Source organism: Phaeodactylibacter xiamenensis (genome assembly GCF_965229835.1).
Classification (GTDB): domain Bacteria; phylum Bacteroidota; class Bacteroidia; order Chitinophagales; family Saprospiraceae; genus Phaeodactylibacter; species Phaeodactylibacter xiamenensis.
In genome coordinates this window covers 2,734,451-2,747,237 of sequence record NZ_OZ245931.1, presented here as the reverse complement: position 1 = coordinate 2,747,237, position 12,787 = coordinate 2,734,451, and the positions used below count along the sequence as shown (strand labels likewise).

At 51.6% G+C, this 12,787-nt stretch carries 13 protein-coding genes; 11 read left to right on the top strand and 2 right to left on the bottom strand.

Annotation, left to right across the window (positions count from 1 at the left end; all coding sequences use genetic code 11):
• Positions 1-159: 159 nt before the first annotated feature.
• The 6 genes from ACO08I_RS10110 to ACO08I_RS10085 all read left to right on the top strand — a co-directional run bounded on the left by ACO08I_RS10110 (position 160) and on the right by ACO08I_RS10085 (position 5,612).
• Positions 160-1,593 (top strand): AAA family ATPase, encoded by a 1,434-nt coding sequence (locus ACO08I_RS10110; RefSeq protein ID WP_421949243.1) that lies wholly within the window; start codon positions 160-162, stop codon positions 1,591-1,593.
• Between the two features lie 79 nt (positions 1,594-1,672).
• Entirely contained in the window at positions 1,673-2,317 is a 645-nt protein-coding gene (locus ACO08I_RS10105) for a response regulator (protein ID WP_282776515.1), read from the top strand.
• A gap of 136 nt (positions 2,318-2,453) precedes the next feature.
• Positions 2,454-2,738 (top strand): hypothetical protein, encoded by a 285-nt coding sequence (locus tag ACO08I_RS10100; RefSeq protein ID WP_421949242.1) that lies wholly within the window; start codon positions 2,454-2,456, stop codon positions 2,736-2,738.
• 415 nt (positions 2,739-3,153) lie between these two features.
• Positions 3,154-4,530 (top strand): cell envelope integrity protein CreD, encoded by a 1,377-nt coding sequence (gene creD, locus ACO08I_RS10095; RefSeq protein WP_282776511.1) that lies wholly within the window; start codon positions 3,154-3,156, stop codon positions 4,528-4,530.
• 81 nt (positions 4,531-4,611) lie between these two features.
• On the top strand, positions 4,612-5,082 hold the full coding sequence (locus ACO08I_RS10090) for a hypothetical protein (protein WP_282776509.1): 471 nt from the start codon (positions 4,612-4,614) through the stop codon (positions 5,080-5,082).
• Positions 5,082-5,612 carry a hypothetical protein gene (locus ACO08I_RS10085; protein ID WP_282776507.1) on the top strand — a complete coding sequence of 177 codons (531 nt, stop codon included), beginning with the start codon at positions 5,082-5,084 and terminating at the stop codon, positions 5,610-5,612. Before ACO08I_RS10090 ends, ACO08I_RS10085 begins: the two co-directional genes overlap by 1 nt.
• A 62-nt stretch (positions 5,613-5,674) precedes the next feature.
• On the opposite strand, the gene ACO08I_RS10080 is transcribed toward ACO08I_RS10085, so the two are convergent.
• Together ACO08I_RS10080 and ACO08I_RS10075 are read right to left on the bottom strand one after the other, a co-directional pair.
• Entirely contained in the window at positions 5,675-7,510 is a 1,836-nt protein-coding gene (locus ACO08I_RS10080; RefSeq protein ID WP_421949241.1) for a glycoside hydrolase family 15 protein, read from the bottom strand.
• A gap of 30 nt (positions 7,511-7,540) precedes the next feature.
• Positions 7,541-8,812 carry a cystathionine gamma-synthase family protein gene (locus ACO08I_RS10075; RefSeq protein ID WP_421949240.1) on the bottom strand — a complete coding sequence of 424 codons (1,272 nt, stop codon included), beginning with the start codon at positions 8,810-8,812 and terminating at the stop codon, positions 7,541-7,543.
• Between the two features lie 295 nt (positions 8,813-9,107).
• Here ACO08I_RS10075 and ACO08I_RS10070 point away from each other — a divergent pair, with 295 nt between their 5' ends.
• The 5 genes from ACO08I_RS10070 (at position 9,108) to ACO08I_RS10050 (ending at position 12,775) form a co-directional block, all read left to right on the top strand.
• Positions 9,108-9,572 carry an Lrp/AsnC family transcriptional regulator gene (locus ACO08I_RS10070; protein WP_044222104.1) on the top strand — a complete coding sequence of 155 codons (465 nt, stop codon included), beginning with the start codon at positions 9,108-9,110 and terminating at the stop codon, positions 9,570-9,572.
• 98 nt (positions 9,573-9,670) lie between these two features.
• Positions 9,671-10,246: a PepSY-associated TM helix domain-containing protein gene (locus ACO08I_RS10065; protein WP_202965252.1), complete on the top strand. Its 576-nt coding sequence runs from the start codon at positions 9,671-9,673 to the stop codon at positions 10,244-10,246.
• A gap of 94 nt (positions 10,247-10,340) precedes the next feature.
• Positions 10,341-10,628: a type B 50S ribosomal protein L31 gene (locus ACO08I_RS10060; RefSeq protein WP_044222109.1), complete on the top strand. Its 288-nt coding sequence runs from the start codon at positions 10,341-10,343 to the stop codon at positions 10,626-10,628.
• Between the two features lie 249 nt (positions 10,629-10,877).
• Positions 10,878-12,089: a GlmU family protein gene (locus tag ACO08I_RS10055; protein ID WP_421949239.1), complete on the top strand. Its 1,212-nt coding sequence runs from the start codon at positions 10,878-10,880 to the stop codon at positions 12,087-12,089.
• Positions 12,071-12,775, top strand: a complete 705-nt coding sequence (locus tag ACO08I_RS10050) for a spermidine synthase (protein ID WP_421949238.1) — start codon at positions 12,071-12,073, stop codon at positions 12,773-12,775. Before ACO08I_RS10055 ends, ACO08I_RS10050 begins: the two co-directional genes overlap by 19 nt.
• The last annotated feature ends 12 nt before the right edge of the window (positions 12,776-12,787 follow it).

The window sequence follows — 12,787 nt, the reverse complement described above, 5'->3', positions numbered from 1 at the left end:
AAAACAGGGTAAAGGCACTAAATTTGAATTTACCACGCCTGAAACACGCAGGAGCGGGTATCTGTGGCTTTTTTTGCCCTGGATTGTGCCACATGTTGCACATAGCCAGCGAAATCTATGTATTTTTGGGTATATTTCGCTGGCTATAAATAGAATCATATGTTGCAATTGGTTGGAAGGGCAGAGGAGAAGCAAGTACTGCTGAATGCTTATGCATCCGATGAGCCAGAGATGGTAGCGGTCATTGGGCGAAGAAGGGTTGGAAAGACCTTCCTGGTACGCACCGTACTGCAGGGGAAGATTGACCTGGAGGTGACGGGTATTCAGAACACCACCTCCAAGCCTCAGATCGAAAACTTCCACTTTTTGCTGAAAGATCTTGCCGGTGATAATGTGGCTTTGCCAACTCCCGCAAGCTGGCTGGAAGCCTTTCGGCAACTGATTACGGTACTGAAGAACGACAACGGCGTATCTCGTAAAAGGGTGCTCTTTTTTGATGAGCTTCCGTGGCTGGCCTCTCGCAAATCCGGATTTTTGGAAGCATTCGGGTTTTTCTGGAACAACTGGGCTTCTAAAAACAACATTTTGGTGATTATTTGTGGGTCTGCAGCCTCTTGGATGATCAAGCGAGTCGTTCAAAACCGTGGCGGACTGCACAATCGTATCACCAAACGTATTTATCTCAAGCCGTTTACCTTATCGGAAACCGAAGCTTACCTCACGCACCGGAATGTTCATCTTAACCGCTATCAGATTGCCCAACTTTACATGATTATGGGAGGTATCCCGCATTACCTCAAAGAGGTGAAAGCAGGGAAGAGCGCGGCGCAGAATATTGATGATATATGTTTCTCGGAGGGAGGCTTGTTGCGGGATGAATTTACGAGCCTTTATCCGGCTCTTTTTGAAAAAGCAGACCGTCATATTGAGGTTGTCCGGGCATTGGGCAAAAAGTGGAAAGGCCTTACGCGGAAAGAAATAGTAGCTCAAACCGGGCTATCAGAAGGAGGCACCGTGTCCAAAATACTGCGCGAGTTGATTCATTCTGGTTTTGCCTCTTCTTATTATCCGTTCGGGAAGCGGAAAAAGGAAATGCTTTATCGCCTCACCGATGAGTACTCCCTTTTTTACTTGCACTTTATAGAAAGGAAGCGGGTGCAGGAACGTGGCATGTGGAAAAGTCTTAGCCAGACTCCGGTATACAAATCCTGGTCGGGATATGCCTTCGAGAGCCTTTGCCTGAAACACATTTACCAAATCAAGAAGGCACTTCAAATTGGGGGTATCTACTCCGAAGCGGTTTCTTTTACCTTCGCGGGCGATGACGAGCTGCCGGGTACTCAAATAGATTTGCTCATCGACAGAAATGACAGCGTTATTAATCTGTGCGAGCTCAAATTCTATGACGAGCCCTTTACCATCAGCAAATCCTACGCTGAGCAATTGGCGCGAAAGCGCCATGTCTTCAAGACCGTGTCTAAAACCAGGAAACAAGTCTTCATCACGCTGGTCACTACCTATGGGCTACAGGCCAATCCGCACAGTCTGGGCTTGGTGGATAGCGCGTTGGACTTGAATGCACTGTTCGATTAACTGACGATTGGACTTTATTCCTGCCTGCCCGCCTGCCGTACCGACAGGCAGGTCCGTCAAACCACTAAGTTAAAAAACCATGATCCGCATACTAATCGTAGATGACCATCAACTGGTGGTAGACGGGCTAAAGCTCACCCTCGCGCAAGCCGATGATTTGGAATGCGCCGGGACTGCTAATGACGGTAACGCAGCGCTGAAGCTTCTGGAGCAGATCGAAGCCGATGTGGTGCTGCTGGACATCAATATGGAAGGCATGAACGGGCTGGAAACCTGCCGCGTGCTGCACCACCGGTTTCCGGACCTTGCTGTTTTAGCTTTGTCTACCCTAAAGGAAGCCAGTATGGTCAAAGCCATGCTCCGAGAAGGCGCCGCCGGCTACCTGCTCAAAAGCGCCGATACGCATGAACTCCTCAAAGCCATCCGTAAAGTCGGGGCCGGGCAGCGCTACTACAGCCCTGAGGTGGCAGAAGCGGTCATGGACAGCCTGAGCGCCGCACCTCCAAAGGAAGCCCGCCCGGTACTCCCGGTGCTGACCCGCCGCGAGCGGCAGGTCCTGCAACTGATCATCCACGAATACACCACCGCCGAAATTGCCGAAAAGCTATCCATCAAATTTGCTACGGTGGAGACGCACCGGCGCAACCTCCTGGTCAAACTGGGCGCGCGCAATACGGCCGGGCTGGTGCGGATTGGGTTGGCGTATGGGTTGGTGGAGGGGTGACTTTGGTTTTGGAATAAGTAGGAGATTGCCTGAATCTGTGCCTCATGAAAAAGCCTGGTTAGAAAATATTCCCGGATTAGTAAATCTTTTTGAGGTAATATCGTTATCTTAATGAGATTTAAAAGATGAGAAACGCATGAGTGCTGAGCAATTAAAAGAACGTTTACACCTTCGCATTGAACAGGCGGACGAGAAGCTTCTGGGGGTTTTGGCTGATATGGCAGAAAGGCTGTTTGAGGCTTATCAGCCCCAGGCACTTGACCAAACTGATGTAAGCCAGCAACAGGCAGACTATTCCAGGCACTTACGCCCTTTGTCCCGTGAAGCAATGACTGAGGAAATAGGCAAGGCGATAGAAGATTATGAGAATGGGCGATTCATTACGCTGGATGAATCCAGCAAAGAAGCGGATTCATGGTAGGTAAAATATATCGTGTGGTATTTACGCGGTATGCCCAAAATCGCCGTCGGGAGGTTTATCATTTTGAAGAGCGCATTAACGGAAAGCGCTACGCAAAGAAAATACAGCAGCTCATTAGCGAAGCAACCGGGAAACTGGAAAGCTTCCTGAAATACACCCTCTCTACGAGTACCACGATAGTACTAAGGAGGTCAGGTATACCAAAGCATTTGAATACAAGATACTATATCATATACGAATCGAAACGGATGAAGTCGTCATACTGACCATCCGTAACGATGCAGAGGATCCGGATAGAATCGCGAAGGAGCTCTGATTTTGGGTATGTCAGGGAAAACCAGGGATATTTGTCACTTAACCTGAAATCATAAGAAGAATAGGTGCTATCTTGAGTAAGGAAACCAACCCCGCAAACATGAGCACCTCCTCCTTCTTCGACCGCCTCAATAACTGGGCCCGCAATTCCGTCACCCTCAAGCTGCTGACCGTAGGCCTGCTGGTCCTGATATTGCTGATCCCCGCCAGCATGGTCAATTCGTTGATTATGGAGCGGGAAAGTATACGCGATAATGCGGTGGAAGAGGTGAGCGCCAAGTGGGGCGGCCCGCAGACGGTAGCAGGTCCGGTGCTCTCCGTGCCCTACGAGCGGGTGCTGACCAATTCGGAAGGGAAGCCTGTGACCGAGCGCGGCTATGCCCATTTTCTGCCAGACACGTTGGCGGTGGAAGGGGAGCTACTACCCCAAAAGCGCTACCGGGGCATTTATGTGGTAGTGCTGTACAATGCGCAGCTTGCTGTCCGCGGGCATTTCTCCGGGCTGCGGGCAGATGCGCTATCCGTGCCGGAAGAGAGTTTGCAGTGGGAAGAAGCCATTTTCACCATTGGCATCAGTGATATGAAGGGGGTGGAAGCGGCTATCGCGGTACAATTCAACGACACGACGCTGCAGCTCGGCCCGGGGACGATTACCAATGACATCTACAGTTCCGGGGCAAGTGTGCCTTTTCCCCTGCCTCAGGGGGGCGGCAGCAACATTAGCTTCGCCTATAAGCTCAATCTCAATGGCAGTACTGACCTGCACTTTACGCCTTTCGGCAAAACGACTACCGTGCAGCTGTCTTCCACCTGGACGGCCCCAAGCTTCGAAGGTGCCTTTCTGCCGGACGAACGGGTGGTGAGCGACAGTGGCTTTACGGCCGATTGGCAAGTGCTGCAGCTCAACCGCAATTATCCGCAGCAGGGGGTGGGGAGGTTTGTGCAGAGTAATGATCAGGATCCCACTTACTATGGTGCCGATCCGGTCCGGCGCATGGCCAGCACCTTCGGGCTGAAGCTGCTCCTGCCCATCGATGAGTATCAGAAGACGATGCGGTCGGCCAAGTACGCCATTTACTTCATCTTATTGACCTTCCTGACCTTTTTCTTCATCGAAATCCTCAACCGCAAGCGGCTGCACCCTATTCAGTACTTGCTTGTGGGAGCGGGCATTGTGTTGTTTTACATCCTGTTGTTGTCCTTCTCCGAGCACCTCAGTTTTGATACCGCCTATTGGATTGCCTGTGCGGCTATCCTTCTACTGATTACCGTTTACAGCTATTTCATGTTGCGCAACCGCAAGCTGACCGTCATGGTTTTTGGGATACTGGCTATTCTGTACGGCTTTTTCTACTCCATTCTGCAACTACAGGACTACGCCCTGCTAATGGGCAGCCTGGGCCTGCTGCTTATCCTGGCCGTCATCATGTACCTGACGCGGAATGTGGATTGGTATGGGTTGAAGCGGGAGGAGTAAGAATTTTCAATCCAAAATAGACCTGAAGAACTTGTTTTTATCAAGAATTTTTACGATTTTTATAAAAGATTTTTACTGCTAATGAAGTTGCTCAATCTATATAAAAATCAGGAGTTTGAGGCAGAGATTCTAAAAGTCATGGACGAAGACCTCAAGGAAGCCAATAAATCTAATCAGTTTGAGTTTGATTGGATAGAGGAGAAAAAGAAACAGTGTGACATTTTCAAGATAGTTATTAAAGATCAAGAGTCTAAAATACTTGGGTTAATCTCTTTAACTGACATAAATACAGAGTTTAGGATCCATATAAATTTGGTTGAGGTATCGAATGACAACAAGGGTAAGAACAAGAGAATTGATCGGATTGCAGGGTGCTTATTGGCTTTTGCATGCAAAGTTGCGTTTGAAAAAGGCTACCTGGGTTTCGCCTCTTTGGTACCCAAAACAGAGCTAGTTGGTTTATACATCAAAAAATATGGGTTCAAAAAATATGGGAGTCAATTAGCTATTGATCAACGGGATGCTATAGGCCTCATCCAAAAATACCTTTGATGAATTACAACAAAATATATCAAAAGCTAAAGAAAAAATATACCGACGATGAGATTGCTGATGCAATGCTCATCCCTGCGGATTTGACAGAAGCTGAAGAGAAACAATTAGCTGGAGAAATGAAAGCCATCAGGTTCCGGAAGCTCAGAGAGGTAACCGAAGAAGATAGAATCCTGGCTGATGTAATGAGGCTCAGATTTCAGATTGAGCATTATCTTAAGGAGGATAAATTCTCTTTTAATAAGACTTTTGGGAAGTATCTTGAAGAGTACATCCGGATCTTCAACAAGTCGCGGAAGGATATAGCAGAAGATCTGTCCATCCATTACACAAAACTGAGCAGGGTCATCAATGATAAAGAAGAGCCAAATATCGGAATGGCTTACCGGTTAGAAAAGCATTCAGGTTATTTGATTAATGCAAGATTGTGGTGGAAACTGACCATTAAGAAACAGGAGTTTATCATTGCTCAAGATGATACAACGAGAAAAGAGGAGCAAAAAAAAGTAAGCAATGCACTGAGGGCTTAGCAAACCACTTTCCAGCATACAAATGAGGGGCTGTGGTACGCCCTTCTTTTTCAAGCCCCCCACTACTGCACCCCATTATCCAGCATATAGTCGAGCTGCAGCGCGGCACTGATCAGCGCAAGATGGGTGAAAGCCTGTGGGAAGTTGCCTACCTGTTCTCCGTTCAGGGCAATCATCTCCGAGAAGAGGCCAAGGTGGTTGGCATAACCGAGCATTTTCTCGAAGTATAGCCTGGCCTTAGTAACCTGACCAGCCTTGGCCAGGTTTTCAATATACCAGAAGGAGCAGAGGGAAAAAGTGCCTTCTTCGCCTTCCAGGCCATCCCTGGCACCGGCGGTGGTGCGGTAGCGGTAGATGAGCGTATCGGCGGAAAGCTCCTCTTCAATCGCCTTAAGCGTGGATTGCCAGCGCTTCTCATAGGGGCTGAGCAGACGCACAATGGGAATGAGCAGGGCAGAGGCATCTATGACATCCGAGCCCCGGGCCTGCGTGAAAGCCTGCTTGTCCTCGTTCCAGAAGTTGTAGTAGATGTCTTCGTAAATCTCATTGCGCACCTTCCGCCACTTTTCCTTGGGTGCCGGGAACGACCGGTCGCGGGCGATGCGGATACCCCGGTCCAGCGCCACCCAGCACATGAGCTTGGAATGGAGGAACTCCTGCTCTCCGCTGCGTACTTCCCAAATGCCGTGCCCTTTGCGCTGCCAGTTGTCGCTCACGTAGTCAATAATTTCCCGGAGCTCCTGCCAAAACTCAAAGGTGATGGAATTATCGTAGCGGTTGTAGAGGTAAACGGTGTCAATCAGCTCCCCGAAAATGTCCAGTTGGTACTGTGTGGCGGCGGCATTGCCAATGCGCACGGGTTGGCTGCCCCGGTAGCCTTCGAGATGGTCCAGGCTTTCCTCCTCCAGGCTGTCCGTACCGTCTACCCGGTAGACCAGGCGCAGATTGCCGGCATGGTCGAGTTCCTTGCAGCGGTCAATAATCCAGTTGATGAAAGCCTGTGCCTCTTCCCGAAATCCCAGGCGCAAAAAGGCGTACATGGAAAAGGCCGAGTCCCGCACCCAGGTATAGCGGTAATCCCAGTTGCGTTCCCCACCGATCTCCTCGGGCAGCCCAAAAGTAGCGGCGGCTACCGTTGAGCCATAACGGTAGGAGGTGAGTAACTTGAGCGTGATCGCTGACCGTCGTATAGTGCTTTGCCAGCGCCCCTTGTAGGTGGTCTGATTGACCCACTCTTCCCAAAAAGTCATGGTCTGCTGCAGCAGCTCTTCCTGGAAAAAGCGGACCGGCCGGGAGACAGCGTCCCGGTCTTCCACTGCCTCCATCACAAAAGTGGCCTGTTCGCCTTCCTGCAATTCGAAGGTGGTGTAAACGCCATCCTCCCGGACCTCCATGGCGGTATTGCTGCGCAGGCGGACAGACAGTTGGCACACCGGATTTGACAATAGCACAGAAGTTGTCGATTCCTGCTCAATGGCCGGCGCTTCCCGCCCGTAATCGAAGCGGGGAGCGCACTTTAGGTTAAAGGTCAGTTTACCGCGGATGCAGTGCAGGGTGCGGACCAGCGCACAACCCTCTTCCTTGTTTTTTACCGGCATATAATCCGTCAGTTCCGCCATACCGGTTTCGGACAGGAAGCGGGTGAGTAATATAGCCGTATCCGGAAGGTAAAGCTGCTTGATGCGGATGTTGTCATCTGCCGGGCAAATCTGGAAACTGCCGCCTTTTTCCTTATCGAGCAGCGCTGCAAACAGGGTAGGGGAGTCAAAACGGGTAAAGGGTAAGTAGTCAATCGAGCCTTCTCTGGAAACGAGGGCTACGGTATGAAGGTTACCAATAACACCGTAGTCTGCAATGGGAAGGTAGGCTGGGTTGCGCTTTTGCTGTGTACTGTCCATACTTCACTAACGCATCCCAGCCCGATTTGCTCAAAGTGCGGTGACGGCTTCAGGTACGGGCACCGCCGATAAGGCCTGGCCGAGGTCCCGGATGAGGTCATCTGCATTTTCTACGCCCACCGATAAACGCACGAGCTGATCCCGTATGCCCATGGCTTCCCGTTCTTCTGGGGGGATACCGGCATGAGTCATGCTTGCCGGGTGCTGTGCCAGGGATTCGGTGCTGCCCAGGCTAACGGCCAGCTTCACCAGCTTCAGGTGGTTGAGAAAGGCAAAGGCTTGTTGTTCCCCGCCCACAATATCGAAGGAAAGCATAGCGCCCGGTGCTTCGCATTGGGTTTGGTACAGGCGGTAGGCTTCTCCATCTGCTTCCGTGAGCAGCCCGAGGTAATTCACGTGCTCCACTTTCGGGTGGTGGCTGAGGAAATCCGCTACTTTCTGGGCATTGGCGCACTGCTGTTCCATTCTCACCTTGAGGGTTTCCAGGCTGCGCATCAGCAGCCAGCCGGTCCAGGGGCCGGCCATATTGCCAAGGAAAGTCCGCAGAGTTTTGATGGGCATCATGACCTCCCGGCTGCCCAGGCAGGCACCGGCAATGACATCGCTATGCCCACCGATGTACTTGGTGGCAGAGTAGAGTACCAAATCGGCACCATGCTTCAGCGGATGCTGCCAGAGCGGGCCCATGTAGGTGTTGTCTACGGCCACACGAACCGGGCGGTCTTCCGTACCTAATGCATCTGCAATTTGCCGCATGCCCCGGATGTCGATCTGGGTATGGGTGGGGTTGGCAGGCGTTTCAATGTGGATCATAGCCAGACAGTCGGCCCAGCCCTCTGCCCGGGCACGGCGGATGATGGCATCAGGCGTTTCCGTAGGTTGGAAACCTTGTATCTCTACGCCCCAGCGGGTGAGGACTTCGGTAATAAAGTGGGAAGTGCCCCCGTACAGCGGCTTACTGTACAGCAATACATCGCCTGGCTTCAGAAAGGCAAGCATCGCCGTGGAAATGGCAGACATACCGCTTTCGAATACAGCACATTCTTCGGCCTCATCCCAAAGGCATAACCGGTTTTCGAGAATCTCCAGGTCGGGGTTGTTAAGCCGGCTGTAGATGAGGCCCGGCGCTTCTCCCTGATCGGGTTCCCGAAGGCCATAGGCCAGCTCGAAATAAGCTTTGCCCTCCTCTGCGCTTTTAAACACAAAGGTAGACGTCTGGAAAATGGGGCATTTGATGGCGCCTTCCGACCACTCCGGTTTGTAACCGTGGGACATCATAAGGCTTTCTGGCTTGAACTTCATAATGATCTGGTTTTCTGTGGGATGCACCCGGCACCCCCAATTTGGTTAGGTTTAAATTAATGTAAGCCGCTGCGTCTAAAGATGCAACGACATTTGTCAGCAGGGCCCCCGGATGCTGTACCTGAACGACAGGCTTAACACTGTGAATCCCCTTCCGTACAAAAATAGGGCGGTCGAGAAAGAAAACCCATAACGAGGGAAACACCGGGAAAACAACACTTTTATTACCCCGTGTAAAAGAAAAAGCCTATTTTTAGGTCGAACAACATCCCTAACGATAGAAATTTTTTCGCCAATGAAAGCTTTAGATGCGATCGACCGCCGCATTTTGACGATGCTGCAGGACAACGGCAAGGCCACCAATAAGGAAATTGCCAGTGTGCTGGGAATGAGCATTACTCCTATATATGAGCGGATCAAAAAGATGGAGGACGCCGGCTACATCAAAAAGTACACCACCGTGGTGGACAAGGATATGCTGGGGTACCACCTCATGGCGTTTTGCAATGTGCGGCTCAAAGAGCATACCAAGGAGTACCTCGAACGCTTCGAGGAACAGGTTGCCGAACTGCCGGAGGTGTCAGAATGCTATCATGTTGCGGGCAACTTTGACTACCTGCTTAAAGTGACCGTGGTGGATATGGAAGTGTACCACTTTTTCATCACGACCAAACTGGCTACCCTCGACAATATCGGCCATGTGCAAAGCTCCTTCGTCATGAAGGAAGTGAAATGGGAAATCAATGTGCCCATTGAATAGTGTCTTCCCGGACTGATCATTGAATTTGACTGCTGGCATACGGTTGAGCCGGAGCGGTATTCTTATCTTCGTCTCCGCTTTCATTGCAAATGAACCGTATGAATACCAAACAGCAAGCCAGCTTGCTCCGTACTTTTCGCAGTCTCCACCGTTACACCGGAGCGCTGCTTTTCTTTTTCTTTTTCTGGATTGCCGTTTCCGGTCTTTTCCTGGGCTGGAAAAAGCACAGCGGCGGGGCTATTCTGCCCTCCACCCAGCGCGGTACCTCTCAAAGCCTTACGGAATGGATGCCTGTAGACGAACTCGCCAACCGGGCCATAGCCGCATTGGAAGCGGCAGACCCACAGGCAGGCACTACAATTGACCGCATGGACCTGCGGCCCGGAAAGGGTGTGGTCAAGGTGCGCTTTGAAGGACATCATACCGAAGTGCAGGTGGATGGCGCCACGGGCGAAGTCCTGCAGATGGCCACCCGCCACTCCGACTGGCTGGAAGCCCTGCACGATGGTTCTATCGTTGAAGGCCCGCTCGGCATCGGAGGCGGCTACTTCAAGCTCGTCTACACCACCATTATGGCCCTGGCGCTGCTGATCTTCACAATAACCGGCTTTTGGCTCTGGTACGGGCCCAAGCGTTTGCGGGCAGCCAAACGCCACCGAAAGCCCCGGGATTAAAACACAATTGAAATAATCCGCCCTCAAATTTTCGCACTTTCCCGAAAAAGCCTATCTTTGCATTCCGTTTTAAGAAGCTAAAGTAACGAGCGCAATGAAAAATGATCTTCATCCAGATAACTACCGCATGGTAGTGTTCAAAGATTTCTCTTCCGGTGATTCTTTCATCACACGGTCTTGTGTGGCTACAAAGGATACCATCACCTGGGAAGACGGTAAAGAGTACCCACTGGCCAAGCTGGAGATTTCCGCTTATTCTCACCCATTCTTTACGGGTAAGATGAAGTTTGTGGATACTGCCGGCCGTATCGACAAGTTTAATAAGAAGTTCGCTAAGACGCGCTTCGCAAAGCAAAAAGAGCAGGAGGAGCAGGAAGACTAGTTCTTCTCAGGCGCTCGCCGCTCGCAGAGGGGTAGTTTTGCAAAATATGCAAAGCTACCCCTTCGTTTGTTATTTCTGCCTCCAAAATGGTGGAAAGCTTGGTCCGCCTCTATATATTTGCCGCATAACCCTAAGGGACGGGAACAAAATAAACTGGTCCGTTTTGGGTTTTGCGTCCCGGTTAACCTGGATGCAAAAGCCTAAAGAAAAACGGTCTGGCTTATTTCCGTCAAACTACTAAATGCCATTATGCCCAATATTATTCTCTTTGACAACGAAGTCCGTGACTGGCTCCTGCCGCTGACCTTTACCCGCCCGGTGGGAGAACTCCGCATGGGGATTCTGACCATTCGCGAAAAATGGGAACGCTGGATGGATGCCCCGGTTTCCTACATCACACAGGATTACCTGGCGGAGCGCTTCGAAATTGAGTACGGCAAAGACAATTACATCATCAATGGATCTGTACTGCCTTCGCCTCAGCTGGTCCGCCTCATTAAGCAAATGGACTACAACGAGGCTTACCTCCGGGGGGAAGAGCTCATCGTGGCCAAACTGGATGAGGAGCAGATCAGCCGCCTCATTAGTGATGACGACATCAGCGAGCTTAATGGCTTCGATCTGGAGGGGACAGAGTACCTGAAGATCGATTACCTCTGGGATATCTACCGCCATAATCAGCAGGCCATTGCCGAAGACTTTGAGCTGCTTACCAAAGGGCGCAAGTCTGCCCCCCTCAGCGCGAGCAACCGGGTGGTCGGCGATCCGGCACAGATTTTCCTGGAGGAAGGCGCTAATGTAGAGTGTGCCACCCTGAATACTGTGGACGGCCCCATTTACTTTGGAAAAGACAGCCTGGTGATGGAAGGCTGTATGATCCGGGGCGGTTTCAGCCTGGGCGAAGGCGGCATTCTGAAAATGGGCGCCAAAGTATACCGGGGCACCACCCTTGGCCCCGGTTGTAAAGGGGGAGGGGAGATCAACAACGTGGTCATGCTGGCCAACAGCAACAAAAGCCACGAAGGCTACCTCGGCAATGCCGTTCTGGGCGAATGGTGCAACATCGGTGCCGATACCAATGCTTCCAACCTCAAGAACAACTACGATGAGGTGCGGGTGTGGAGCTATGAGGAAGAGCGCTTTGTGAAAACCGGGCAGCAGTTCTGCGGGCTGTTCATGGGTGACCATTCCAAAACGGGCATCTCCACCATGCTCAATACCGGTACGGTGATTGGGGTGTGTACCAATGTATTTGGTGAGGGCTTCCCGCGTACCTTTATCCCTTCTTTTGCCTGGGGCGGCAAGCAGGGCTTTCAGACTTACCGCTCTGACAAGGCCTTCGAGACGATGGACCGGGTGATGGAGCGCCGGGGGCACACGCTTTCGGTGCAGGAGCGCCTCATTTTGCTGCGGGTCTTTGAAGACACCCGTCAGTACCGCAAATGGGAAAAAGAAGACTGATGGAGGTCCCCCGCTGGAAACGATGGCTGTCTTACCTCACGGAGGTGCATGTGGAGAGTGCGCCCAGCGAGGTCAATCCGCATCTGTATGTGAGTATGCGCAACGGCCGGTACCAGTTGTCTACCGCTAACGCCATTTACTCCTACGAGGACTTGTACACCAACTTCCTGTATGCCTTCCGGCAAATCGACTTTGCCCGCCTGCCTGGCCGGGATGTGCTGCTGCTGGGGCTGGGGCTGGGTTCAGTACCGGTGATGCTGGAGCGCGTCTTTAAGCAGGATTTCAACTACCTGGCTGTTGAGCTGGACCCTCACGTCATTTACCTCGCCAACACCTATGCGCTGAGCGGGCTGTCCTCCCCGGTCACTACCATCTGCGCCGACGCCTTTGCGTATACGCAGCAACTGGACGAAACCTTCGCCCTCATCTGCATGGATATCTTTCTGGATGACGTCATCCCCACCGCTTTCCTCACCGCCTCCTATTTGGAAACCCTGCGTGACCTGCTGCAACCGGGCGGCGTGCTCCTCTACAACTGCCTCTACCGCAACCCGGAAGATAAGCGGGATACGGAGGCCTTCTACACCAACATTTTCCAGGAGGTCTTCCCCAATGCCACTTCCCTGGATGTCCAGGGGAACTGGATTTTGGTGAGTGAAGGGGGCGTGGTGAGCCACACTTGTTAAAGTCCCACTCCG